Annotated in this window: 21 protein-coding genes and 1 pseudogene; 5 read left to right on the top strand and 17 right to left on the bottom strand. The window is 61.2% G+C overall.

What is annotated here, in order from left to right:
• The first annotated feature begins 58 nt into the window (after positions 1 to 58).
• Positions 59 to 2,533: a heavy metal translocating P-type ATPase gene (locus ORD17_RS06065; RefSeq protein ID WP_308389961.1), complete on the top strand. Its 2,475-nt coding sequence runs from the start codon at positions 59 to 61 to the stop codon at positions 2,531 to 2,533.
• A 314-nt stretch (positions 2,534 to 2,847) separates the two neighbouring features.
• Here the strand turns inward: ORD17_RS06065 and ORD17_RS06060 are convergent.
• The 7 genes and pseudogenes from ORD17_RS06060 to alaC form a co-directional block, all read right to left on the bottom strand.
• Positions 2,848 to 3,405 (bottom strand): annotated as a pseudogene (locus ORD17_RS06060) (glycosyltransferase family 25 protein); the annotation flags it as partial.
• Positions 3,377 to 4,342 (bottom strand): hypothetical protein, encoded by a 966-nt coding sequence (locus ORD17_RS06055; RefSeq protein WP_308389960.1) that lies wholly within the window; start codon positions 4,340 to 4,342, stop codon positions 3,377 to 3,379. The pseudogene ORD17_RS06060 and the gene ORD17_RS06055, both read right to left, overlap by 29 nt.
• A gap of 47 nt (positions 4,343 to 4,389) precedes the next feature.
• Complete coding sequence (locus tag ORD17_RS06050; RefSeq protein WP_308389959.1) at positions 4,390 to 6,153, bottom strand: DHH family phosphoesterase; 1,764 nt, start codon at positions 6,151 to 6,153, stop codon at positions 4,390 to 4,392.
• 2 nt (positions 6,154 to 6,155) lie between these two features.
• The gene (locus tag ORD17_RS06045) at positions 6,156 to 7,115 is read right to left on the bottom strand and encodes a hypothetical protein (RefSeq protein ID WP_308389958.1); all 960 of its coding nucleotides are present in this window, start codon (positions 7,113 to 7,115) and stop codon (positions 6,156 to 6,158) included.
• Positions 7,115 to 8,248 carry a threonine synthase gene (thrC, locus tag ORD17_RS06040; protein ID WP_308389957.1) on the bottom strand — a complete coding sequence of 378 codons (1,134 nt, stop codon included), beginning with the start codon at positions 8,246 to 8,248 and terminating at the stop codon, positions 7,115 to 7,117. Before thrC ends, ORD17_RS06045 begins: the two co-directional genes overlap by 1 nt.
• Positions 8,249 to 8,270: 22 nt before the next feature.
• Entirely contained in the window at positions 8,271 to 9,593 is a 1,323-nt protein-coding gene (locus ORD17_RS06035) for a homoserine dehydrogenase (RefSeq protein WP_308389956.1), read from the bottom strand.
• On the bottom strand, positions 9,590 to 10,774 hold the full coding sequence (gene alaC, locus ORD17_RS06030) for an alanine transaminase (protein WP_308389955.1): 1,185 nt from the start codon (positions 10,772 to 10,774) through the stop codon (positions 9,590 to 9,592). Before alaC ends, ORD17_RS06035 begins: the two co-directional genes overlap by 4 nt.
• Before the next feature lie 87 nt (positions 10,775 to 10,861).
• Here alaC and ORD17_RS06025 point away from each other — a divergent pair, with 87 nt between their 5' ends.
• Positions 10,862 to 11,236, top strand: a complete 375-nt coding sequence (locus tag ORD17_RS06025; RefSeq protein ID WP_308389954.1) for an MTH938/NDUFAF3 family protein — start codon at positions 10,862 to 10,864, stop codon at positions 11,234 to 11,236.
• Between the two features lie 3 nt (positions 11,237 to 11,239).
• On the opposite strand, the gene ORD17_RS06020 is transcribed toward ORD17_RS06025, so the two are convergent.
• From ORD17_RS06020 to glnA, 6 genes are all read right to left on the bottom strand, one after another.
• Positions 11,240 to 11,413 (bottom strand): sigma factor-like helix-turn-helix DNA-binding protein, encoded by a 174-nt coding sequence (locus tag ORD17_RS06020; RefSeq protein ID WP_308389953.1) that lies wholly within the window; start codon positions 11,411 to 11,413, stop codon positions 11,240 to 11,242.
• The gene (locus ORD17_RS06015) at positions 11,338 to 12,171 is read right to left on the bottom strand and encodes a sigma-70 family RNA polymerase sigma factor (RefSeq protein WP_308389952.1); all 834 of its coding nucleotides are present in this window, start codon (positions 12,169 to 12,171) and stop codon (positions 11,338 to 11,340) included. The genes ORD17_RS06020 and ORD17_RS06015 overlap by 76 nt, the downstream gene beginning before the upstream one ends.
• Positions 12,172 to 12,173: 2 nt before the next feature.
• Positions 12,174 to 12,872 carry a protein-L-isoaspartate(D-aspartate) O-methyltransferase gene (locus ORD17_RS06010; protein WP_308389951.1) on the bottom strand — a complete coding sequence of 233 codons (699 nt, stop codon included), beginning with the start codon at positions 12,870 to 12,872 and terminating at the stop codon, positions 12,174 to 12,176.
• Positions 12,848 to 13,606: a 5'/3'-nucleotidase SurE gene (gene surE, locus ORD17_RS06005; RefSeq protein WP_308389950.1), complete on the bottom strand. Its 759-nt coding sequence runs from the start codon at positions 13,604 to 13,606 to the stop codon at positions 12,848 to 12,850. The genes ORD17_RS06010 and surE overlap by 25 nt, the downstream gene beginning before the upstream one ends.
• Positions 13,607 to 13,692: 86 nt before the next feature.
• Positions 13,693 to 14,223 carry a DUF4124 domain-containing protein gene (locus ORD17_RS06000; RefSeq protein ID WP_308389949.1) on the bottom strand — a complete coding sequence of 177 codons (531 nt, stop codon included), beginning with the start codon at positions 14,221 to 14,223 and terminating at the stop codon, positions 13,693 to 13,695.
• Between the two features lie 109 nt (positions 14,224 to 14,332).
• Complete coding sequence (gene glnA / locus ORD17_RS05995; protein WP_308389948.1) at positions 14,333 to 15,748, bottom strand: glutamate--ammonia ligase; 1,416 nt, start codon at positions 15,746 to 15,748, stop codon at positions 14,333 to 14,335.
• Positions 15,749 to 15,928: 180 nt separating this feature from the next.
• Between glnA and ORD17_RS05990 the strand changes: the two genes are divergently transcribed.
• A complete protein-coding gene (locus ORD17_RS05990; protein ID WP_308389947.1) occupies positions 15,929 to 16,372 on the top strand; it encodes a rhodanese-like domain-containing protein in 444 nt (147 codons plus the stop codon).
• 60 nt (positions 16,373 to 16,432) lie between these two features.
• Here the strand turns inward: ORD17_RS05990 and ORD17_RS05985 are convergent, their stop codons facing one another.
• The gene (locus tag ORD17_RS05985; RefSeq protein ID WP_308389946.1) at positions 16,433 to 17,233 is read right to left on the bottom strand and encodes a DNA-formamidopyrimidine glycosylase family protein; all 801 of its coding nucleotides are present in this window, start codon (positions 17,231 to 17,233) and stop codon (positions 16,433 to 16,435) included.
• Positions 17,234 to 17,358: 125 nt separating this feature from the next.
• Between ORD17_RS05985 and apaG the strand changes: the two genes are divergently transcribed.
• Positions 17,359 to 17,736, top strand: a complete 378-nt coding sequence (gene apaG, locus ORD17_RS05980) for a Co2+/Mg2+ efflux protein ApaG (protein WP_308389945.1) — start codon at positions 17,359 to 17,361, stop codon at positions 17,734 to 17,736.
• Complete coding sequence (locus ORD17_RS05975) at positions 17,733 to 18,332, top strand: class I SAM-dependent methyltransferase (protein WP_308389944.1); 600 nt, start codon at positions 17,733 to 17,735, stop codon at positions 18,330 to 18,332. The genes apaG and ORD17_RS05975 overlap by 4 nt, the downstream gene beginning before the upstream one ends.
• 346 nt (positions 18,333 to 18,678) lie before the next feature.
• On the opposite strand, the gene typA is transcribed toward ORD17_RS05975, so the two are convergent.
• The 3 genes from typA to ORD17_RS05960 form a co-directional block, all read right to left on the bottom strand.
• The gene (typA, locus tag ORD17_RS05970; protein ID WP_308389943.1) at positions 18,679 to 20,499 is read right to left on the bottom strand and encodes a translational GTPase TypA; all 1,821 of its coding nucleotides are present in this window, start codon (positions 20,497 to 20,499) and stop codon (positions 18,679 to 18,681) included.
• Positions 20,500 to 20,650: 151 nt separating this feature from the next.
• Positions 20,651 to 21,913 carry a porin gene (locus ORD17_RS05965; RefSeq protein WP_308389942.1) on the bottom strand — a complete coding sequence of 421 codons (1,263 nt, stop codon included), beginning with the start codon at positions 21,911 to 21,913 and terminating at the stop codon, positions 20,651 to 20,653.
• Positions 21,914 to 22,019: 106 nt separating this feature from the next.
• Positions 22,020 to 22,325, bottom strand: coding sequence for a hypothetical protein (locus ORD17_RS05960; protein WP_308389941.1), 306 nt, complete (start codon positions 22,323 to 22,325; stop codon positions 22,020 to 22,022).
• Between the last annotated feature and the right edge of the window lie 98 nt (positions 22,326 to 22,423).

Below are 22,423 nucleotides of genomic sequence, written 5' to 3'. Positions count from 1 at the left end.
CGAAAAGGGCGAAAGCGGCCTTGACCTTACAAACAAGTAAAGGGTTTATCCTGCAACCATGAACCGTACACTGAAACCCGAATCCCTCGACAAGAAGATCGCGCGCACCCCGAGCACCCAGCGCCTACGCGTGGGAGTGACGGGCATGACCTGCGCCTCCTGCAGCAACCGCGTGGAACGGGCCTTGAACAAGGTGGCGGGGGTGGAAGCGAACGTCAACCTGGCGACGGAAACGGCGGACATCCAGTTTGATCCAGCGCAAACGCCCGCCTCCGCCGTCGTTGCCGCCATCGAAAAGGCGGGCTACGGCACCCTCAGCGCGCAAGCGCAACTAGCCGTGGAGGGGATGACCTGCGCCTCCTGCAGCAGCCGGGTGGAGCGCACCCTACGCCGCCTGACCGGGGTGCTCGAAGCCAGCGTCAACCTGGCAACGGAGCGCGCGCAAGTCCGCTACCTGCCAGCCAGCATCTCCGTCGACGAGATGATTGCCGCCATCCAGACAGCGGGCTACGGAGCCAGAAACCTGGACCGCAGCGAGGAGGCGGAGGAAGACGGGCATAAGGCCGCCATCCTCCGCGCCATGGGCCGTGATGTGCTCCTCGCCGTCAGTCTCGCCCTCATCGTTCTTCTTCTGGCAATGGGGTCGGCGTTCTCGGCGCCCTTCGCGCATTGGCTGCAGAACCATGCCCCGCTCCCCAGATTTTGGGAGGGCGTGCAGTTTATTCTGACGAGTATTGTGCTGTTCTGGCCCGGACGGCGTTTTTTTCGTCCGGGCTGGATTGCCTATCGTCACCTGTCTCCCGACATGAATTCGCTGGTAGCGACGGGGACTGGAGCGGCTTGGCTCTACAGCAGCCTGGTACTTTTTGTCCCCTTCGTCTTTCCCGCCAGCGCTCGTCATCTCTACTTCGACTCGGCGGCCGTGGTGATTGCCGCCGTGCTGCTCGGCAAGTATCTGGAAGAGATTGCCAAGGGACGCAGCTCGGCGGCCATTTACGCCCTGTTGCAGCTGCAGACGAAAACTGCGCGACGCATCGACGCGCAAGGGCAGGAAGAGGAAGTTGCCATCAGCCAGTTGCGTCTCGGCGATCATCTCCTGGTGCGCCCCGGGGAGCGTGTCCCGGCGGATGGCCGGGTGCTGGACGGCAGCGCCCATGTCGATGAAGCCATGCTGAACGGTGAACCGATTCCCCAGAAACGTGCTGCAGGCGCCGAGGTCTATGCCGGCACCTTCTGCCAGGATGGACGCCTGCGCATCGAGGTCACGCGTCTCGGAAAAGACTCGGTGCTGGCCCAGATCATTGCCCTGGTGGAATCCGCGCAGAGCGGCAAGCTGCCCATCCAGAGCCTTGCCGACCGGGTGATCCGCATCTTTTCCCCGCTGGTCCTCGCCATTGCTCTGCTGAGCTTCCTATTTTGGTCGCTCTACAGCGCTGACGTCAGTCTGGCGCTGGCCACGGCCGTGGCCGTACTGGTGGTCGCCTGCCCCTGCGCCATGGGTCTTGCCACCCCGGCAGCCATCATGGTGGGTACCGGACGCGCCGCCGAACTGGGGGTCCTCTTTCGCAAGGGCAGTGCCCTGGAGATGCTGGCCGAAGTCGACACGATACTGTTCGACAAAACGGGTACCGTCACCTGCGGTCACCCGACCCTGGTCGCTCGCGGTGGTGCCCAAGAGGCGCTGACGATTGCGGCGGCGGTCGAGCGCGACTCGGAACATCCCATCGCCCGCGCCATCGTCCACGCGGTACCCGAACTCGTTCTCCAGGCCGAGAATTTCCAGGCCGTAGCCGGACAAGGGGTAGAAGGACAGCTTGCCGGCGCCTGGGTGCGGGTGGGGACACGGGAGTTTCTGGCGCAGCAGAACATCGCCATCCCCGAGGACGACGAGCTGCGCACCCAGGAAGCAGTCGGTGCGACCATCGTCTTTGTGGCACAGGACGGCCGCTACCTGGGCTGGCTCGCGGTGGCCGATGCCTTACGGGCTGAAGCGCCAGCGGTTTGCGCGGCGCTGCGCCAGATGGGAATGGATCTGGCCCTGGTAACCGGCGACGGCGAGATACCGGCGCATCGGGTAGCGAAACAACTCGGCATCGAGGCAGTACATGCACGGATACTGCCGCAAGACAAGGCCAACGTCGTCCGGGAGTATCAGACCCAGGGTCGGCGGGTTGCCTTCATTGGTGACGGCATCAACGATGCTCCGGCCCTTGCACAGGCAGATGTCGGGGTTGCTCTCGCGAGCGGCACGGAGATCGCCATGGAGGCCGCCGATGTGACGCTGAGCCACCCCGACCTCGGCACCCTGGTGACCGCCCTACGGGCAGCCCGGCAAACCCTGGGGCGGATTCGCGGCAACCTCTTCTGGGCCTTCTTTTACAACATTCTCTTGCTGCCCCTCGCCGCCGGAGTCTTTCTGCCCTGGGGTGTGCAGCTCAATCCCATGCTCGCCGGCGTTGCCATGGGCTTTTCCTCAATCTTCGTTCTTGGCAACAGCTTGCGCCTGCGGCGGATTCGCGCCTTTTCCTGCTGACTGGTGGTTGACTGAAAAAAGACTCCCGCCGGTACGTCTGTAGGGCAAGAACTTGAGTCGAATTTTGTTCTGCACCAGAAGCGCCATGCGAGCCACAGCAGGGGCAGGCTGAAGAGAATCCCCAGTAATCGCTCCGTTCCATTGCGTGCATCGCGCTGCAGGCGCCGCCACCACGGGCGCGGGCGATCAGCATGGCACGCTTGCCATCCTCGTTCTGCAATGGCTGATGGATAAGACAAGGTGATGGTGACTGGATACGGCTCCACCACCCGCAGTTTCATGCGATGTACCCAGAATCGGTCCATTACCTGATCCACGGGAATACGGATCCGTTCGGTCATCCGCAAGAGTTGACGTGCAGCCTGCGGCTGGATCAGGTACGCCGCGGTACCCATCGCCGGGCGTGGATAGTGGGTCAAGATACGGTCCTCCCTCAGTCCAAGAACGGGGACCCGCCAACGATCCCAACGCTCCGCGAGAAATCGTAGGATGTCCCATTGCGATTCTTTTGCTAGCGCCTGATGGAGAATGACCGAAAAGTCTGCAGATAACTCTACGTCGTCCTCTAGAATACACAAGGTCTGATTGCGCCGAACGCATTCTTCCCATAACGATCGATGGCTGAGCAAACAGCCGAGCTCTCCCAAGGTCAGATCGTAGCCAAAGTGATGCTGACGATATCTTTGGTCATAGCTTGGGACCTCGGCATACGATTGCGGGGTGATCGCCGGAAATACCGTGAGCGGATAGGGAACCGATCGCTGCAGCGCCGCAACATGGGCGCGACGCTCCTCTCGTTGTATCAGCGTGATGACGAATACCGGGAACGGTGGTGTCGCTTGCTCAGGCACGACTGTGTTGGAACTGTCCATGAGACCACCTCCACCAAGCTCCGCGTCTGCGCCGCCGCCACTCGGTCTCCGCATCGAGCAAAGCGTATAGATCCGACCACTCGCGATGACGTACCTGCAGGTCTTTCCAGGCCAGCCAGAAAGCCTCTGCCGGCAGTGCATCAAGCTCCCGTAGCAGCGCGTAGGTATCGGCTACCAAAGGCAATAATCGTTTCTCTCCGCTTTCGGCCTGGTGATGGCGCAGATTACGATCAAGGAAGCATTTCCCATACTGCTGCAGACTTTCTTGATTGACTGTGTAGCCCAATTGCTCCGCAACCCGACTCAGCACGCGGACAGGGGCCGACAAGACCTCGTCGTATTGAACGACGGCCATGCTGCCTCCCCGTAACAACGGTAGAAAGGGTAACCAATGGGCTGCCCACATCAACTGCGCGCGGAGCGAATCCATCTGATTCCGTGTCGCCAGGGATGCACAAATTTCCAGGGGATGGCGCAAAACCAGCAAACTCCGAATTTCAACCTGCGCCTGCCCGGCGGCATGTAGCCAGATCGGCAGGGTCCGAAGCGTTCTCGGGTCCTTGAACGCCCAGCTCCCCCAGCATGCTACGCGGTTGGCTAACAGGTCTGTTGCGGAAGCGCAGAGGCTGTCCCCTGCGGTAGTCAGCAATTGTTTTGCCGAGAGTATGCGCGCCTCATTCCAGCGCAACGCGCACTGTTCCAGTATTCTCTGGTTGAGGGCTACGCCGTCGGCGTCTTCCCAATAACCTTTCGGATTATCTGGCGCGCTACCGAGGAGTCGATCTCCTAGAGACAACCCGAAGCTTTCAACAGCCCGAGCGACAGCGCTGGTGCCACTCCGATGCATTCCCAGGATCAGCAGAACCGATGATTGTTGCGGGCAAGAAATGTCATTCACCATTCGCTGATAGTACGGCGAGGCCAACGCCATCTTCAAAAACTTTTCCGTGAAGGATTGTGACGATAGCCGCCCGCCTCGCGGGACTAGGCGCTGGGTTCGGCGTGACGAATCTGCAGTTGCAGGCGCGATTCACCGCGCCAGTGGTTGCGCTCCAGGGCATAGGCGAAACGGATTTGCTGGCCGACCTGCACCGGATGCTCACCATCCTCGCTGGCGAAGAACCAGATGGCGTCGAAACCCTCGCCGCCCATGCGCAGCGCGAGCTTCAGGTGGCGGCCATCGCCCACCGGTCGTAGGCTGCTGATCGTCCCGTCCCCGACAAAGAGGGGGGCCTCCCATTGCCGACCAAAAGGCTCCAATTCGCTGATTTCCTGCAATAGTTCCAGGCTTGGGAGCGTCGGCAGGATGCCATCGGTCCAGATGCGCGGGCCGAGCGGTTCTTCCGCAAAATGTGCCGCCGCCAGCTCTGCCCAGGCGCTGCGAAAGGCATCCAGGGCGCTGCGCCGCAGAGTGACGCCTCCTGCCCCGGCATGGCCGCCCCAAGCCAGGAAAGCATCGGCGTGCCGAATGGCGATCTCGGCCAGAGCGTCCCGCACATGAAAACTGCCAATACTGCGCAGCGAAGCGCTGACGAGCTCAGGATCTTCCTTGGGAGTAAAAAAGGCCACCGGTCGACCTGTCGCCTCAACGATCTTGGCCGCGCAGATTCCCTGCACCCCCGGATGCCCCGCGGGATCAAAAATACACAGCGCCGCAGCGCCGGCACGCAGCTGTTCCTGTATCTGCCCCTGTGCCCCACGCAGCATCTGCGCCTGCACCGCCTTGCGCACCTGGTTATCTTCCAGAAGCACGACGGCGAGACTCTCCGCCTCGGGCAAGTTCTCGCTCAGAAACAGTCGCACGCTGTCCTGCGCCGAATCGAGGCGGCCACGGGCATTGATCAATGGTGCAAAGCGAAAGGCCAGGGTGGCCGCGTCAATCTGTGCACCACTACGGGTCATAGCGGCGAGGGCGGTCCAGACCGGCCGACGGCGAGGGCCATTCATCAAGCGCAGACCCCGCGCGATGACCGCTCGGTTATTGGGGGAACGGGCCAAATCCACACAGTCCGCCACCGTCCCCAAGGCCACCAAGTCCAGCAAGTCGCCCAGTTTGGGAGCGTCTGCCGGCAGCAAGCCCGCCCTCTGCAATCCTTGGCGCACGGCGCAGCAGTAGAGCCAGGCAACATGGACACCGGCGATGTACGGATCGGGAAAATGCGAATCGCAGCGGACCGGATTGACGCACGCCACGGCGCCGGGGGGTGGGCCAGCTTGCGGCACCCCGTGGTGATCGGTGACGATGACGGTAAAGCCCGCCGCCTGCAGGCGGGCAATGCGCTGCTGATCGCTGCTGCCCTGATCGGCGGTGATCAGCAGGGCCGGACGCGGAGCCTCGGCGAGAATGCGCTCGGTGAGGTTCTCCGAGACGCCATAACCGTCGCGCAGGCGGTGGCCGATATAACTATGCAGCCGCTCTTCTGGGACGAAAAAATGGTCGCGAAAGGCCAGTTTCAGCACCGCGTGGGCGGAGGCGCCATCGGCGTCATAATCAGAGATGAGGAGAATCGGCAGGCGTCGTTGCAGCGCGTCGATGGTGGCTTGCACAGCGACTTTGATGTCGGGGAGCAGGTCGGGAGGACTCAGTTGCGCGAGCTTCACCGATAGCAGATCGGCCAAGCATCCGGCATGCTCCACGCCCAGCCGACCGGCAATGAGACGCGCCTGCAAGGGGCTGTAGCCTAATGCCAGCGCTGCCGACTCCACTTCCGCAGAGACTTTCCGCGTGCAGATTTCCGGACGTCGCATCGCTACCAATGTCCGTGTCGCAGCGTCCCGCCCGGCTGCCTGCGGCGACGCCAGAAGGCCCAACGGCTGCCCGGTGAGAGCTGCAAATGCTCCACACCATCTCCCTGGGCGAGCAGCCCGGTATAGAGATCGATGGCACCACTGCCTCGGCGAAAGCCTTGCAATGTGGCTGCCTGCTGCTCGAACTGGGCCGCCACCTCGGGAAAACGCCAATCCTCCGGCCATACCCACAGGAGGGCTTCGGGCCATGGATCCTGGTTGGGAATCCAGTCCGCCAGCCCCAGCCACTGCCTGGCCGCGCGCAGCTCCTCGCCGGTCGCGGCCAAATGGGTCCAGGGGTTTTGCGGACGCTCGTCAGGCAGGCTTCCCTCACCCCAGGGCCAGAAGTAACACCAGGGGTCGAGACCCTCGGCACTACGCCTTTCATTGAGGGAATGCGCGGCGAGCAGCATCTGCAATTCATTGAGAAAGGCATGCACGGCGCGGGCATCGGCACCCTGAATACGCTCCACCAAGGGTTCGTGCCCCCACACCGTGTTGGGGTCGGGAGTATGCAGTGCGAGGGGGGAGCGGCTGCACAGGTACCAACGCTGCCGGCCTCGCCGCAGCCGCCAGGGCATGGCGACGAAATGGGCCTGGGCTGCAGCGAACAATGCAGCATCCTCAGCCTCTGGCAGCGTACCGACGGGCTGCAGCACTGCCCTCCCCGCCTGTCCGCCAATCGCCACCGGCTCCAGAGCCAGTACCCAGTCACCGGCGCAGTCCACGCCTTCCTGCCATGCCAGCAGGGCGGCTGCCGGCAGCGGCGCGGAAAAGCCCAAGAGCCGACCCGCAGCCTCCAAACTCGATTGCGCCGCCAAGCGCTCGGCCTTCCCCTGCCCCCAGAGCCTCGGCAGCAACGTGCCGAGCCTTTCCTCGGGCAGTCCGTGGAGGCCCGCGAGCCACAGGCCCAGTCTTGCCATCAGCGCTCCAGAATGGCGCGCTGCACCGCCTCCAGATTTGCGTCGACAGTGACCACCGAACCTCCCTGGGCAATGGCGGTGTCCGGATCTTTCAGGCCGTGCCCTGTCAGGGTACAAACCACCTTTGCCCCGGCCTCGATCTTGCCGGCGCGGGCGGCGGCCACCACGCCAGCGACGGAGGTCGCCGAGGCTGGCTCGCAGAAGACACCCTCATACTGCGCTAGCCAGCGCTGCGCCTCGAGGATTTCCGCATCACTGTGGGCAGCGAACCAGCCGCCACTCTCTTTCGCGACCTGGTGCGCCTGCTCCCAGGACATCGGGCGGCCAATGCGAATCGCGGTGGCGATGGTCTCGGGCTCGCGCACGAAGTCACCAGCAATGAAAGGCGCGCTCCCTGCCGCCTGAAAGCCGAGCATCTTCGGACGCTTGCTGGCACCCGTCCGATGTCCGTAAGGACACTGCCCAGCACAGAACTTGCAGGCGCCGGTGAGGACGTCCTGGGCATCACAGCGCGGGTCCGTGGCCTCGCAGTAGCCCATCCAGTGGGCAGTGATGTTGCCGGCGTTACCTACCGGCAGGGCATGGTAGTCCGGCGCCTCGCCCAGGGCCTCGATGATCTCGAAGGCCGCCGTTTTCTGCCCTTGCAGACGATAGGGGTTGACCGAATTGACCAGGGTGATGGGAGCGTTGGCCGCCACGTCCTGGACGATCTGCATACCGGCATCGAAGTTGCCGCGAATCTGCAGGACAAGGGCGCCGTGCATCATGGCCTGCGACAGCTTGCCGAGCGCGATCTTGCCTTCGGGAATGACGACGAAGGCGCGCATCCCCGCCCGCGCCGCATAAGCGGCGGCAGCGGCAGAGGTATTGCCGGTCGAGGCACAGATGATCATCTCACTGCCGTCTTCCTTGGCCTTGGTCACCGCCATGGTCATACCGCGATCCTTGAAGGATCCGGTGGGATTGAGTCCCTCGAATTTCACGAAGAGTCGTAGGTCGAAACCCAACTGGCGCGGGAGATTGATGCATTCGATAAGCGGCGTATCGCCTTCTCCCAGAGAAACTGCCTCAGTGTCGGGAGCCAGAGGCAGATACGAACGGTAGCGATCGATAATTCCGGTATAACGGGTCATGTCAAAGATCCTTGCGTGGAAATCAGCCTTCGTCCAGGGCCTCGACGCGCAGGCGCAGCACCGGCGCGCTGACGACGGCAAGAGCCTCGATACGAGCGATGGCCTGCTCCAGGTCACCTTCACGACAACGATGCAGGAGCAAAACGATGGGGACCGATGCGGCACCGGGTCGCTCGCGCTGCACCAACGCCTCGATGGAAATCTGATATTCCGCCAGGATCGTCGCCACCTGGGCGAGAACCCCGGCGCGATTCTCCGCCTGAATACGCAGGTAATAAGCGCTTTCGACTTCGGCCATGGGCAATAAGGGCAAGGGGCTGAGGGCATCCGCCTGAAAGGCCAGATGCGGTACCCGATTGCTGGGATCGGCGGTCATCGTCCGCGCCACGTCCACCAGATCAGCGACCACCGCGCTGGCCGTCGGATCCCCGCCGGCACCGCGGCCGTAATACAGACTCTGACCGGCGGCATCGCTGTCGGCGAGCACCGCATTGAAAGGACCTTCCACGTGCGCAAGCAAGTGATCCTGTGGAATCAGGGTCGGATGCACCCGCAACTCGACGCCATCGTCGCGCCGTCGCGCAATGCCCAAGAGCTTGATGCGGTAACCGAGCTCCGCCGCATAGTGCACATCCTCGCCCTGCAGCGAGCGGATACCCTCCACATGACAGTGGGCAAAATCCACCGGAATGCCAAAGGCGATGGAGGCCATCAGGGTGATCTTGTGCGCGGCATCGCCACCATCCACGTCCAGGGCAGGATCGGCCTCGGCATAGCCGAGCTCCTGCGCCTTGGCCAAGGCCTCGGCAAAGCTCCAGCCCTCGCGAAACATTTGGGTGAGGATATAGTTGCTGGTGCCATTGATGATGCCCGCCAACCAATGGATACGATTGCCGGCGAGCCCCTCACGGATCGCCTTGATGATGGGAATGGCCCCGGCTACCGCCGCCTCAAAGGCCACCATCACGCCGCGGCGCTGCGCGGCGGCGAAGATCTCATTGCCATGCTCAGCGAGCAGCGCCTTGTTGGCGGTAACCACATGCTTGCCGCTGTCAATGGCGGCGAGGATCAGCTCGCGCGCGAGTCCGGTGCCCCCCATGACCTCGACCAGCACATCGACCTCGGGATCACGCACCACCGCCCACGGATCGGCGCTGATCCGGCCCGGGAAGGCGAGTCCTTCCAGCCGCTGCGGACTGCGCACCGCAGCATGGACCAAACGCAGGTCACGTCCCACCCGGCGGGTAATTTCTTCGGCGTTGCGCAGTAACACGCGCACGGTACCCTGTCCCACGGTACCCATGCCCAGAATACCCACACGTACTGGACGGCTATCGGTACTCATCCCCAACCCTCACGAAACATCTGCTTGATGCCGCGAATGGCCTGCCGAGTGCGATGCTCGTTCTCGACCAAACCGAAACGCACATATTCATCCCCGAGCTCACCAAAACCAATACCGGGACTGACTGCCACCTTCGCCCGCTCCAGCACCATCTTGGCAAACTCCAGCGATCCCTTGCTGCGCAACCCTTCCGGAATCCGTGCCCAGACAAACATGGTGGCCTTGGGACGAGTCACCTCCCAGCCTGCCGCATGCAATCCGTCACAGAGAACGTCGCGCCGCTGTTCGTACATCGTGCGAATTTCTTCGACACAGTCCTGCGGCCCTTCCAGAGCGGTGATGGAGGCCACCTGGATGGGCGTGAAGGTGCCATAATCGAGATAACTCTTGATGCGCGCCAGGGCGCCGATCAGCTTGGGATTGCCCGCCGCAAAACCAACCCGCCAGCCGGGCATGTTGTAGCTCTTGGAGAGGGTAAAAAACTCCACCCCCACATCCTTGGCTCCCGGCACCTGCAAAAAGCTCGGCGCCTGATAGCCGTCGAAGACGATATCAGCGTAGGCCAGATCATGTACCACCCAGATGCGGTGCTCCTTGGCAAACTCGACGATGCGTGCGAAAAAATCGAGATCGACCACTTCCGCGGTGGGATTATGCGGAAAGTTGATAACCAGCATCTTGGGTCTGGGCCACGCCGCTTTCATCGCCTTTTCCAATTCGTCGAAGAAATCGAGACCCGGCAGCATGGGCACATGGCGCACATCGGCACCAGCGATGACAAAACCGTAAGGATGGATGGGGTAGGTCGGGCTCGGCACCAGCACCGTATCGCCCGGGCCCATGGTAGCGAGGGCCAGGTGCGCCAAGCCCTCTTTCGAGCCGATGGTGACGATGGCCTCCGACTCGGGGTCGATTGAGACTCCAAAGCGGCGTTCGTACCAGCCGGAGATGGCCTTGCGCAGCCGCGGAATACCCCGCGACACACTATAGCGATGGGTATCGCCGCGTTGAGCGGTCTCACAGAGCTTGTCAACGATGAACTGCGGCGTCGGCTGATCGGGATTGCCCATGCCAAAGTCGATGATGTCTTCGCCACGCTTGCGGGCCTGCAGCTTGAGGTCCGTGACGATATTGAAGACATATGGCGGGAGGCGTCGAATCCGCTCGAAATCGCTGTTCATGGCTACCAGAGTCCTGCCCTTGAGGCATCTATCAAAATCGAAGAACAATAGAGAGGCAAATCGGTGCTGTCAATTGAGGAGACGGGCATGAAACTACACCGGCAGGTCGGCACCCTGCGCCACCATCTGCAATCTTACGACGAGCTGGGATTTGTCATCGATGGTCAGCACTACCGCGGCGGCGTCCTGCTCGCGCAAAACCTCTTGTTGCACCCCTGGGGTCCGGCCCACGCCCGGCTACTCGACGGAAAGGATTTCCAGCCGCTACTGGCCGCCATCCCGGAAGTGCTTCTGCTCGGCACTGGACATACCCAGCACCTCGATATCGCCCTGCTACGCACCCTGCGCGACAGCGGACTAACGGTGGAGGCGATGGACAGCGCCGCTGCCTGCCGCACCTACGGCATTCTCCTGGCAGAAGACCGGCACGTGGCAGCGGCGCTGCTGCCCGTCAGCGCCTGAGATTCAGACGAAGAGAGTGCAGGGGTCGAGCCCTTCGGCCTCGATGCGCCGGCGCAGGAGCAAGAGACTCTCCACCTGGATCTGGCGCACCCGTTCCCGCGTCAGCCCCAAACGACTACCAACCTCCTCCAGAGTAGCGCCGTCATTGCCGTCCAGACCAAAACGCCAGAACAGCACCAGACGCTGCTTTTCCTCCAGAGATGCAATCCAGCCATACATGCGCTGGTTGAGGTTGAGCTCAGCCAATCGATCTTCGGGACCGGCCACCTCGGGGTCGTGCACAATCTCGGCCAGACCGAGATCATCCTCCCGCCCCCCCCGGAATCCAGGCTGGTCACCCTGCCATCCAGATCCAGGCACTGACGGATCTGCTCCACCGGACGGTCCAGTGCCGCGGCGACTTCTTCTGGAGTTGGATCGCGCTGCAGCTTTTGTTCGAGGCAACGTGCCGTGCGCAGAACGGAAGAGATTTCCTTCATGACATGAATCGGCAGTCGGATGGTGCGCGTCTGGTTCATCAAGGCACGCTCTATGTTTTGCCGAATCCACCAAGTTGCATAGGTGGAAAAACGAAAGCCTTTTTCCGGATCAAATTTTTCGACTGCATGGATCAGACCGAGATTGCCCTCTTCAATCAGGTCAAGGAGAGGCAGACCACGATTGATATAACGTCGCGCCAGCCGCACCACCAGCCGCAGATTGCATTCGATCATACGCTGGCGTGCAGCCCCATCGCCCTGCTGCACCAGGCGCCCCAGGGTGATCTCTTCCTGTGCCGTCAACAGCGGGTTATGGCCAATCTCTTCAAGGTAACACTGAGTGGCATCCCAATCCGGACCATGCTCGGCAAAGGGGGAAGCTGCCATGTCGTCGTCTTGGGTATTTTCTTCTTCCAGTTCCGGTTCCGACCGCAGTTCCATCACTTCGCTGCTCATGTTCAGGCTCCTTGGTGATCCCTCTGATTGACCGTCCCGGGTAGTAGCGGAACAAAACGACAGTTGCCAAGATCCTCTTCCTCGGCATCCTGTCCATTCCAGCGATAAAGCTTGAGCCGCTGTTCGTCGGCCGTGTCGGACTGCGGCATGAGCAAACAGCCACCTGCCGCAAGTTGGTGCAACAATGGCGGCAAGGCACAGGGAACTGCAGCGGCAAAGAGCACCGCATCAAAGGGCGCAAACTCCTCCCAGCCCTGACTGCCATCTCCCAGGCGCAGACGCACGTTTGGAGTGCGCAGCCGGTGTAGGAGTTCCTGCGCCGCCGTAAACAAGCCTTCGATTCGTTCGATGCTGAACACCTCATAGCCCAATGCGGCGAGCAACGCCGTCTGGTAACCCGAGCCCGTGCCAATTTCCAGGACACGCCGCGGATCTCCACTGGCCCGCAACACGGACAGCATCCGCGCCACGATGAGCGGCTGGGAAATGGTCTGCCCCCAGCCGATCGGCAGAGAAACCGGCTCATAGGCGCGACAGGCCAGCGCCTCGGCAACGAAGAGATGCCGCGGCACTTCGGCCATTGCCGCGAGGACCTGTTCGTCATCGATACCGGCTACCCGCAACGAAGCCACCATGCGCTCGCGGGTGCGCGGCGAAATCATCCCGACTTCGGGACTCACGATACGCAACGATGCAGCCATTGCGAGAGATCATCCATGAAACGGTAGCGGGTCATGTCGAGATCGAGGGGAGTAATGGAAACGTAGCCGCGCCGCACTGCATCAAAGTCCGTACCCGGGCCGCCATCCGCCTCGCGTCCCGAAGGACCAATCCAGTACACCGGCTCTCCCCGCGGGTCGGCTGCCGGCATGAGCATCTCGCTTTTGTGCCGCCGCCCAAGACGGGTGACCTCAAAGCCCTGTAACTCGGCATAGGGCAGGTCCGGGACATTGACATTGAGGATGGTATCGCTGGGAAGGGGATTTGCCAGTAAGCCCCGCAACAAATCCGCGGCAACCCGTGCCGCACTGGCAAAGTGCTCAGGCTCACGACCGGCGAGAGAGACGGCCATGGCCGGCATACCCAGATGGCGGCCTTCCATGGCGGCGGCGACGGTACCGGAGTAGAGGACATCGTCGCCCATATTGGCACCGCGATTGATGCCAGAAACCACCATTTCCGGGGGCTCCGGCAATATTCCGGTAGCCGCCAGATGCACGCAATCGGTGGGCGTGCCACCTACCAGGTAGTGGAAACCGTTGAGACCTTTGCGCACTCGCAACGGCCGATCGAGAGTGAGGGAATTGCTGGCGCCGCTGCGATCCTGCTCAGGGGCCACCACATCGATATTGCCGAGAGGCTGCAAAGCCTCGGCGAGAGCTGCCAAGCCAGGCGCCAGATAGCCATCATCATTACTGAGAAGGATTCGAGGCATTACCCATCCCTAACTGGAGACTGCTGCCAGCGTCGTGTAACTCGCCCAATCGTCCGGCAATGGTACGCCAGCGAGCCTCCTGCGGTCTAGCTTTGCGGCGACGACGTTCCGCCCCCGGACGCCGACTGCTGCAACTGGTGTTCGAGCAGGGCTACCCGCAGCTCAGCCACGTGTACCGCCTCTTTCAGACTATCGATGCGTTGCAGATAGCGGGCATAATTGCGCTCATTGCCATAGCGCACCGCTTTTCCTTTCTCGTACGCTTGGGTGGCTTGCAGAAGCTGCAGACGGGCAGCCGCCAGCTGCGTCTTGAGCGCTTGCTGCTCCTGAGTGCCCAGATTTTTCTGCGGCGCAGCGGCGGATTTGGGCAACGGCTGCGCTGGTCGATCAATGGCCGGGCCGCTTGCGGGCGCGGCTTGCTCCGGGGCACTGGGCATGGGTGCTCCATCGAGAGTCTCTACATGGCGCGCATTGGCAGGGGGATTTCCGCCGTAACTGACTACACCGTCCGGAGAAACCCAGCGATAAATCGTGGCTTGTGCATTGAGCGCCGGGCCGGCGCTCAGCAAAGCGACTACAACGGCAAGCACGCCCACGCGACGCCCAGATGATTGCATGATCGATCTCCTCTGCGTTCTCTGACGGGAACAATTAGCGCAAGTAAGCCGGTTCAGCAAGTAAAAAGCCCCGCCGGGGCGGGGCATTGCGAACGCGCAACCCGTCGCCTTATAGGCTGTAGTACATCTGATATTCGACGGGGTGGGTGGTGACGCGCAGGGCCTGGACTTCCGCCCACTTGACCTCGAGGTAGCCTTCCAGCCAGTCGGGAGTGAAGACCCCGCCTTTCATCAGGAACTCATGGTCGGCCTCGAGGGCACGCAGGGCCTCTTCCAGGGACGCCGCCACGCCAGGAATCTTCTCCTGCTCTTCGGCGGGCAAGTCGTAAAGGTTCTTGTCCATGGCATCGCCGGGATGGATCTTGTTCTGAATCCCATCCAGGCCCGCCATCATCATCGCACTGAAGGCGAGATACGGATTGGCCGTGGAGTCCGGGAACCGCACTTCGATCCGCCGTGCCTTGGGATTACTCACATAGGGGATGCGAATCGAGGCAGAACGGTTCTTCGCCGAGTAGGCCAGCAAGACCGGGGCCTCGAAGTGGGGCACCAGACGCTTGTAGCTGTTGGTGCTAGGGTTGGTAAGGGCGTTCAGAGCCTTGGCGTGCTTGATGATGCCGCCAATGTAGTAGAGCGCCAGCTCCGACAGGCCGCCGTAGAGATCGCCGGTGAAGAGGTTCTTGCCGTCCTTGGCCAGGGACTGATGCACGTGCATACCGCTACCGTTGTCCCCCACGATGGGCTTGGGCATGAAGGTCGCCGTCTGCCCGTAGGCCGCCGCGACGTTCTGCACCACATACTTGAGGATTTGCACCTCGTCGGCCTTGCGGGTGAGGGAATTGAAGCCAACGCCAATTTCGTGCTGCCCGGCGGTGGCGACTTCGTGGTGATGCACCTCGACCTTCAATCCCATTTCCTCAAGGGCTAGACACATGGCCGAGCGCAGGTCCTGGGCGGAATCCACCGGTGGCACCGGGAAGTAACCGCCCTTGACGCCAGGACGATGGCCCATGTTGCCGGACTCGTATTCCTTGCCGGAATTCCAGGCTGCTTCTTCGGCATCGACCTTGTAGCTGCAGCCACTCATGTCGAGTTGCCAGGTGACGGAGTCGAAGACGAAGAATTCGTTCTCGGGACCGAAGTAGGCGGTATCGGCAATGCCGGTGCTCTTCAGGTAGGCCTCGGCGCGCTTGGCCACGGAGCGGGGATCGCGCTCGTAGCCCTGGCCGGTGGCCGGCTCGACCACGTCGCAGCGGAGGTTGAGGGTGACTTCGTCGGTAAAGGGATCGAGTACCGCCGATTCCGCCTCGGGCATGAGGATCATGTCGGACTCGTTGATGCCCTTCCAGCCGGTGATGGAGGAACCATCAAACATCTTGCCTTCGATGAAGGTCTTTTCTTCGAGGGTATGCGCCGGCACCGAAACGTGCTGCTCCTTACCCTTGGTGTCGGTAAAACGAAAATCAATGAACTTCACGTCCTTGTCGGCAATCAACTTCAGCACGTCTTGCGGGCTGTACCCCATTCGATTCTCCTCCATTCGGCTGATTGGCTAGTCAAATCCCTTACGGGACTCCAGTGTTACGAGTGTACGGCGGATTGCGCCGCGCGCCTAGGGCTTGATCGAGCCGCCAAGCGCGTCGCTACAGCCGAACGCGAGAATTTCTCTTATACTACAGTGCGACGCAAAATTAGGAGGCACACCATGGACACTGCAGAAATCCTCGCCCGCGCCGCGGAGCGGGCACAAGGCAAAAAGCACGCAGGAGACCTGACCCCGGAAGAGGCCCATGCGCTCCTACGCGAGCATCCCAAGGCCAAACTGATCGATGTGCGTTCGCATCCCGAGCTGGAGTTTTCCGGCTTTGTCGAAGGGTGCTGCCATGTACCCTGGAAACTCTACCCCGGCATGACCCCCAACCCGGATTTTGACAAGCAGATCCAATCAGTTGCTCAAGCGGACGAGGTATTGCTGCTGCTTTGCCGAACCGGCGGACGCTCTACCGAGGCTGCCGAGCATCTGGCCGACCTGGGATACACGCATGCCTACAATATCCTGGGCGGCTTCGATGGCAAGCCCGACCAGGAAGGAAAACGCGGCAAGGTGGAGGGGTGGAAGGCCAGTGGCCTGCCCTGGCGCCATCCCTGAGCAACACCCTGCGGAGCACGGGCCGATCCTCGCTCCGCACTGCACCGGCAGCAGATCCTCTCAGGCCTGGCAGACGGGGCAGAAGAGTGCCGTCTTGCCCCCGACCGCCAGCGACTCCAGTGCTCCACCGCAAGACGGGCAATGTCCATCTTCCCGGTGGCGGGTGAGAAAAGTCTTTGGCAGCAGAGGAATCTTCGCCTGCGAGCGCAGCACCCGTTGCAAGACCTGCGGAATCTGTTCGAGAAAGCGATCCCGTTCCTCCTCACTGAGGCTGGGAACCGTGCGATCCGGGCGCAAGCGCGCTTGAAAGAGAATCTCATCGGCCCATAGAGGACCGATGCCGGTCACAAAACTGTCATCCAACAACACGTTCCGCAAGGCGCTGCGACGCCGCGCCAACGATTCCCGCAGATGACTCAGCCCTTCTGCCGGGACGAGCAACGGATCCGGGCCCAGCTTGGTCAAAAAATCCACGTCACTCGCCTCGTCCAGTAGGCGCAGGCGCGTGCCCAACTGCGTTCCCTGTAGGCGCAAGCTCAGGTGTGCATTGATTGCCAATTCCAGACCGGCGCGGTTCTCACTGCTCTCTTCCATCGTCGGCCCACGCTCGAGTTCCATGCTCAGCTCACCACCCAACTGCAACGCGAGGATTTCGCGACGGTCGAGCTCAAAGAAAACTTGCGTGCCATAGCGATGGATGTCCGAGATTTCCTTACCTTGCAAGGCATCTTCGGCAAGCCCACCCGCCTCGGAGAGCAATTCGCCTTTCGCGTTCTGCAAACGTAGACTGCCCAATTTCTTGCGCAGCACCATGCGTTGCAACTTTTGTTTGAACAATTCGATTTCGGGCAAATCGGCCATTCTTGTCGACTCTCTGTTTTCGATCTTGGGGCCTAGTGTACCGCGCTCTTCCCCGGCGCGGAAACTTGGCAGCCTGGGGGCTGGGCCTTAGACTGCAGGACTGAGCCATTCACGGAGCAGTGCCCATGAGCGTACCCACCGCCATCACGATTCAGGTCGAGACGCGCTACCTCCCGGAACAATCGAGCCCGGAACAAAACCATTATGTATTTGCCTATCACGTGCGGATCGAAAACCACGGGCCGCGCAGTGCGCAATTGCTGCATCGCCACTGGATCATTACCGATGCCGAAGGACGGATCCAGGAGGTACGCGGACCTGGTGTGGTCGGCGAGCAACCAACGCTAGCCCCAGGCGAGCGATTCGAATACAGCAGCGGCACCGTCATTCCCACCCCCGTCGGCAGCATGCACGGTAGTTACCAGTGGGTGAGCGAAGACGGCGAGGATTTCGAAACCCCCATCCCCGCCTTTCGCTTGGCAGTGAGTACCGTGCTGCATTGAGCAAGCGCAGCCTACAACGCGCCTACGATTTCTGGGCGCCGATCTATGACTGGGCAGTGATCGGCTTTTCCCGCGGCCCACGCGCCGCCAACATTGCCGAAATACCGTCCACGGCATCGACCATTTTAGTGGTCGGGGCAGGAACTGGCTTGGATTTGCCGCTACTTCCGCCGCAAGCGTTCTCCGTGGCCCTGGACCTCAGTTGGGCCATGCTCTCCCGTGCCCGCGCGCGAGCCAAAGGGGCGCAGTTCCTCCAGGCCGATGCCGAGGCCCTACCCATTGCCAGCGCCTCCTGCGACGTGGTGCTCCTGCACCTGATCCTCGCCGTCGTACCCCACGCCGAAGAGGCCTTGGCCGAAGCCAGCCGCGTCCTCCGCCCCGGTGGCACCCTGCTCATCTTCGACAAGTTCTTGCGGCCCGGCCAGCGTGCCCTCCTGCGGCGGCTGCTGGCGCCCCTTTCGGGGACGATTGCCACCCGCACGGATCTGGTCTTTGAAACGCTCTTGGCTCGGCACCCGGAGCTGGCACTGGAGAGCGACGTCCCGGCCGCCGTTGGCGGCTGGTTTCGCCGCCTGCGGCTGCGCAAAGCCGCCTAGTCATCAGGCCCACAGATAGAGCGGTCATCCTACACAGCTGTGGGAAGCGGCAGCCAATCAGCGCAAGAGTACTTACGGGTAGGCCGTAAGGTTCGCGTTTGGGCGTTCATGACTCAACTCATCCGGCCCATTCATCCATAAACGGGTTGAGCTAGGGAAACAGCAGCCCGTCGGCTCAGGACGTCCTCGCGGGCAGGCCGTAAGGTTCGCGTGCGAGCCGCCCACAACTCGCCTTCGGCTCAGACAATTGGGCGGCTGATCCGCACGCTTCACCAACGGCCTGCAGCGCTCATCCTTAAATCGCCTTCCGGCTGCCGATTCCCACAGTTATCGATGGGCTAGGCCATCAAGCGCCGGAGCGGGCAGCCTTCTTGCGCTCGTTTTCCTTAAGGTAGCGCTTGCGCACGCGGATGGATTCCGGCGTCACTTCCACCAGCTCGTCGTCGTCGATGAACTCCACCGCCGCTTCCAGACTCATGCGAATTGGCGGGGTGAGCAGGATGTTCTCATCGGAGCCCGAGGCACGCATGTTGGTGAGTTTCTTTTCCTTGAGGGGATTGACCACCAAATCATTGTCGCGACTATGGATGCCGATGACCATGCCCTCGTAGACTTTGTCGCCGGGGCCAATGAAGAGACGTCCACGATCCTGCAGATTGAACAGGGCATAGCCCACCGCCTCGCCTTCCTCCGCCGAGATCAGCACCCCGTTGATGCGGGTGGGAATGGCGCCCTTTACCGGTCCATAGCCATCAAAGATATGGCTCATCACCCCCGTCCCCGACGTGGTGGTCATGAACTCCGTGTGGAAACCGATCAGGCCGCGGGCCGGGATGCGGTACTCTAGGCGTACCCGACCACGGCCGTCGGGCTGCATGTCGAGGAGCTCTCCTCGCCGCGTGCCCATGCGCTCCATGATGGCGCCCTGATGTATCTCCTCCACGTCGATGGTCAAGGATTCGTAGGGTTCCTCGGGAACGCCGTCCACCACGCGCTGAATCACCCGTGGCCGCGACACCGCCAGTTCATAGCCCTCGCGTCGCATGTTTTCGATGAGGACGGTCAGGTGCAATTCGCCGCGCCCGGACACCAGAAAGACATCGGGATTTTCCGTATCCGCTACCCGCAGGGCAACGTTGATGAGCAGCTCCTTGTAGAGGCGCTCGCGCAACTGACGACTGGTGACAAACTTGCCTTCCCGCCCGGCAAAGGGACTCGTATTGACCTGAAAGGTCATGTTGAGGGTTGGCTCATCAATGGGTTTCCAGGGCAGGGCTTCCGGCGCCTCCGGGGCAGCAATGGTGGCGCCGATGGTCGGACTTTCGATGCCGGTGATGGCTACGATGTCCCCCACCGACGCGCCTTCTTCCCAGGGCACCCGCTTGAGGCCATCAAAACCGAGCACCTGCAGGATCCGCGCCTTGCTCTGCTTGGCGTCCTGCCCTTGAATCAGGACGACGTCCTGGCCGGGACGAATCCTGCCGCGGTGCACGCGGCCAATGGCGATCTGCCCCACATAACTGGAATAGTCTAGATCGGCAATCTGCATCTGTAGCGGGGCATCAGGGTTCCCCTCGGGAGCCGACACATGGGAAAGAATCAGTTCAAAAAGCGGGCGCATGTCGCCCTCGCGTACGCTGGGATCCTCTCCGGCGTAGCCTTGCAGGCCCGAGGCGTAGAGCACCGGAAAATCGAGCTGTTCCTCGGTAGCGCCAAGTTTGTCGAAGAGATCAAGGGTGGCACTGATGACGTAATCGGGTCGGGCACCAGGGCGGTCGATCTTGTTGATGACGACGATCGGCCGCAGTCCCAATTCCAAGGCCTTGCGGGTGACGAAACGGGTCTGCGGCATCGGCCCTTCCACGGCATCGACCAAAAGAAGCACACCGTCCACCATCCCCAAAACCCGCTCCACTTCGGCACCAAAGTCGGCATGGCCCGGGGTATCGACGATATTGATGTGGGTATCCCCCCACTGCACCGCCGTGTTCTTGGCCATGATGGTAATGCCCCGCTCTTTTTCCAGAGCATTGCTGTCCATGACCCGCTCCTCCACCTGCTGGTGGGCGGCAAAGGTACCGGATTGTTTGAGCAGTTGATCGACCAGAGTCGTCTTACCGTGATCGACGTGGGCAATGATGGCGATGTTGCGAAGTTGGCGTGACACAGGATTCCCCAAAAAAACCAGAAGAGAGCCGACCGGCGGCGGGCTCCCTTATAGCGAGAAGACCTCCAAAAAGCAAACCGCCCCGCCACAATGGATCGTGGCAGGGCGAAGAAATGAGGCGCCGCAGCGCCTCAGATACTTCTAAGCGAACTTAGAAGCCGGCCTGGAACTGCAAGGCCAAGGTGTTGTAGATATACCCGTTGGTCGGGATGACTCCAGTGTCTCCTTTCTCATAGGCAGCGCGAAAGGCAGCGCCCTGAGTGGGAATCACATAGTTCAACTGCACCCGGGCCGCGTAAGGGTCGTCAGGATTGAACGAATAATTTACACCAATGGTGGTGTTGTTCAGGTATGTCTTGTTGCCGCCGATGTTCCAATCGAAACGCTCGAAACGCACCGCCGGCTCAATATCCAACCAACTTGGAGTAAGGGTCATTTGGTGCAGGTTGGCAGCAAGAGCAACATACCAGTCATTGGCATTGAGACCAGCCCAACCACCATAACTCGTTACATGGCTGTACTCCGCCATATACTTGAGCCCCATCAAACCACCGCGGGCACCGGCATTCCACGCCGTGATGGAGTTTGCGTACTGTGGCCCATAAACAAGGGTGTCGGCCCGAGCACCGGAAAGTTCGACATCCAACAACGGATTGAGTTTATATCCCACCATACCAGCAAAAAGATACTTGCCCGATCCATTGCTCAGCGTACCGCCAACAGTGGTCTGACCAGCTCCGAAAGGAACCCCTACGTTCATGATCTTTTCACCATACACGACCTGAGATTCAGGCAAACTCCCAAAATCACTGAAAGCGTTATTGCCATCCAGAGAATGGTTATCGAAGATACCCAAGCTGTAATAGAGACCCGTGTTCATCACGTCAGGGCTGTGGAACATAGCACCAGCACTACGATCAGCACCCAAGGACTGGTTCATCGAGCGCTGGATAAACCATAGATCGTTACCACCAAACTGGGTACGCTCCAAACCGACGGGCACCCGGAACTTACCAACTTTCAGCTGTGCCTCAGGCAGGAAGTTGAAGTTGATCCAGGCATCCTGCACTCCGGATTGGCCATCGACGCCAGGGAAAACAGGCTTGCCTTCGGGGTCCTTAAGTTGGCCAGCCCCGTATAACGAACCACCACTCATCCAGGCGCCATCCCACTTGTACTGGAAGTCATAGGTCACGCCTTTGACCGCCTCACCCTTGACGCCCAAACGAATCCGGTGCGCGCCAAAAATCAGGCCTTCGGGGCCATTGGTGCCAAACTGCTGGCTGCCAGTGATCTGGGCATAGCCGTACAGGATAGGGCCAGTCTTGGCGGTATCGGAACTATCATCAGCAAAAGCCATAGCCGGGACCAACAGCGCCGCGGCAACTGCAAAGGTTACGAGATTCTTCTTCATGACAAGACTCCTCCTCATGAGCCGTTGTTAAAGTACAACGAGAGAAGTTATAGCACCCCTTTTGCGCCTTTGCAACATCCACCCAAGAACTTTTTGCAACGAGGCACTAGGAAAGGGAATTTTGCGGAACCCCTGCGGGCTCCGCACGCACCGTGTCGGAACGATGCGCACGCAGGTTGGCGCGCAAAAAGGTGATGGCACGGCGGTACTGGCCCAGCTCGCGGTCCACCGCCAGCACCTGATCGAAAAGCTCCGCCGGCGAAGCACCCGGCAAGTCGCGCAAGAAGCGATGCCAGCGGTCGTCGACGCGCTCCTGGCCCGCAAGCAGGGCATCCAGAACGACAAGGGAGTCCAGAGATTCGGTTGGACACTGGGAATCACAGAGCTGATGAAGGAGCTGAATGCTATCCATGACGGCCTGCTTTGCGGCGACTAGGGTTATATCACTACGACCGCTGACAAAACGGAAAGTTGCGCACCCACAAAAAAACCGGGGCGCTGCCCCGGTTT

It is taken from the genome of Acidithiobacillus sp. AMEEHan (assembly GCF_030996345.1).
Classification (GTDB): Bacteria; Pseudomonadota; Gammaproteobacteria; order Acidithiobacillales; family Acidithiobacillaceae; genus Igneacidithiobacillus.
The sequence above is the reverse complement of the archived record's forward strand: the minus strand, read 5'-3'. Positions and strand labels throughout refer to the sequence as shown.

Excerpts from the sequence above, each read along its gene's own strand:
- ORD17_RS06065 (WP_308389961.1), top strand. The coding sequence starts at position 59 with ATGAACCGTACACTGAAACCCGAATCCCTCGACAAGAAGATCGCGCGC.
- ORD17_RS06050 (WP_308389959.1), bottom strand. The coding sequence starts at position 6,153 with ATGCGACGTCCGGAAATCTGCACGCGGAAAGTCTCTGCGGAAGTGGAG.
- ORD17_RS06045 (WP_308389958.1), bottom strand. The coding sequence starts at position 7,115 with ATGGCAAGACTGGGCCTGTGGCTCGCGGGCCTCCACGGACTGCCCGAG.
- thrC (WP_308389957.1), bottom strand. The coding sequence starts at position 8,248 with ATGACCCGTTATACCGGAATTATCGATCGCTACCGTTCGTATCTGCCT.
- ORD17_RS06035 (WP_308389956.1), bottom strand. The coding sequence starts at position 9,593 with ATGAGTACCGATAGCCGTCCAGTACGTGTGGGTATTCTGGGCATGGGT.
- alaC (WP_308389955.1), bottom strand. The coding sequence starts at position 10,774 with ATGAACAGCGATTTCGAGCGGATTCGACGCCTCCCGCCATATGTCTTC.
- ORD17_RS06025 (WP_308389954.1), top strand. The coding sequence starts at position 10,862 with ATGAAACTACACCGGCAGGTCGGCACCCTGCGCCACCATCTGCAATCT.
- ORD17_RS06015 (WP_308389952.1), bottom strand. The coding sequence starts at position 12,171 with ATGAGCAGCGAAGTGATGGAACTGCGGTCGGAACCGGAACTGGAAGAA.
- ORD17_RS06010 (WP_308389951.1), bottom strand. The coding sequence starts at position 12,872 with ATGGCTGCATCGTTGCGTATCGTGAGTCCCGAAGTCGGGATGATTTCG.
- surE (WP_308389950.1), bottom strand. The coding sequence starts at position 13,606 with ATGCCTCGAATCCTTCTCAGTAATGATGATGGCTATCTGGCGCCTGGC.
- ORD17_RS06000 (WP_308389949.1), bottom strand. The coding sequence starts at position 14,223 with ATGCAATCATCTGGGCGTCGCGTGGGCGTGCTTGCCGTTGTAGTCGCT.
- glnA (WP_308389948.1), bottom strand. The coding sequence starts at position 15,748 with ATGGGGTACAGCCCGCAAGACGTGCTGAAGTTGATTGCCGACAAGGAC.
- ORD17_RS05990 (WP_308389947.1), top strand. The coding sequence starts at position 15,929 with ATGGACACTGCAGAAATCCTCGCCCGCGCCGCGGAGCGGGCACAAGGC.
- ORD17_RS05985 (WP_308389946.1), bottom strand. The coding sequence starts at position 17,233 with ATGGCCGATTTGCCCGAAATCGAATTGTTCAAACAAAAGTTGCAACGC.
- apaG (WP_308389945.1), top strand. The coding sequence starts at position 17,359 with ATGAGCGTACCCACCGCCATCACGATTCAGGTCGAGACGCGCTACCTC.
- ORD17_RS05965 (WP_308389942.1), bottom strand. The coding sequence starts at position 21,913 with ATGAAGAAGAATCTCGTAACCTTTGCAGTTGCCGCGGCGCTGTTGGTC.
- ORD17_RS05960 (WP_308389941.1), bottom strand. The coding sequence starts at position 22,325 with ATGGATAGCATTCAGCTCCTTCATCAGCTCTGTGATTCCCAGTGTCCA.